Here is a 1,026-nt window from a genome sequence, read left to right as displayed (position 1 = left end):
TAGCACGCGCGCACGGGCCGCGTCGCGGGCCAGGGCGCGGCGTTGGCTCGGGGTTTGACCAGGCGTTGACACCCGGCCGGGCTCCTCGCCGATGAAGCCGCCGAGATCGGCGAGATCGACACGGCGCGAGCGCAATTCGCCCGCGACATCGACGCGCGGCCCGGCCGTGCCCACGGTCAGCGTGCCGCCGATATCGGTCTGCCCGACACGCCCGGCAATTTCACTGAAGCGGAAGCGATTTTCGACGTAGTCCAGCCGCCCGGCGACCTCGTAGTTCGGCGTCTGCGGGATCGGCACGCCGGTCAGCTTCTCCAGCAGCGCCATGTCGGGGCCGCGCAGCACCAGGCGCAGATCCGCGCCCTGGAACGCCAGCGGGTCCGCCAGCGTGCCCTCCAGCGAGACCTCGGTCGGGCCGTTGGCGAGTTGCAGGGCGATCGGCCAGGGCGCATCCGCCCGCAGCGCCAGCACGGCGCCGCCGAGCGCCTCCCCGTTGATCGGCTGGTCGGCATAGGTGCCGCTGATCGTGGCGGCGAGGCGCGGCGCCGCACCGGCCTCGTCGCGCGTCGCGACCGTCAGATGCAGATCAGCCTGCAGATGCGGCAATACGACATGAGCACGGCCCTCAGTGATCCGCAGGATGCCGATCTGCAGGAAAGGGGGCTGGCCGGGTTCGGCCGCGGCCATGTCGAAGGTGAAGTTGTTGCGGCGATCGGCGTGCGACGCGGCCTCGACCACCGGCTTCTGGATCTCGACCTCCGGCAGCACCAGCGCGTTGCGGCGCCAGGATTCCATCAGATCCACCCGCGCCACGAGCCGCGCCGCCTGTGCGAAGGGCAGCTCGACCGGAAATCCCTCCGGGTTGGCGATGCGCACATCCCCGGCCGTCAGCACGCTGGTACGGCCGAGCCGCAGGTGCAGGTGCCCGATGGTCACGTTGCGGCCGAGAGCGGCCGAGGCGCGGCGTTCGGCCAGCGGGATGAACCAGTCCCACGACCAGAAGGCCACGACCAGCAGTAGCAGGATCAC

General features: G+C 71.1%; 1 protein-coding gene. It reads right to left on the bottom strand.

Annotation, left to right across the window (positions count from 1 at the left end; all coding sequences use genetic code 11):
- Positions 1–1,026, bottom strand: a 1,026-nt coding sequence (locus tag ACFHPP_RS31145) for an AsmA family protein (RefSeq protein WP_437167098.1), incomplete at both ends; no start/stop codon positions are given.

This window comes from Falsiroseomonas sp. E2-1-a20, from assembly GCF_051433195.1.
In the GTDB taxonomy this organism is placed as follows: domain Bacteria; phylum Pseudomonadota; class Alphaproteobacteria; order Acetobacterales; family Acetobacteraceae; genus Falsiroseomonas.
Note: the sequence above shows the minus strand (reverse complement) of the source record. Positions and strands in the feature narration are given on the sequence as shown.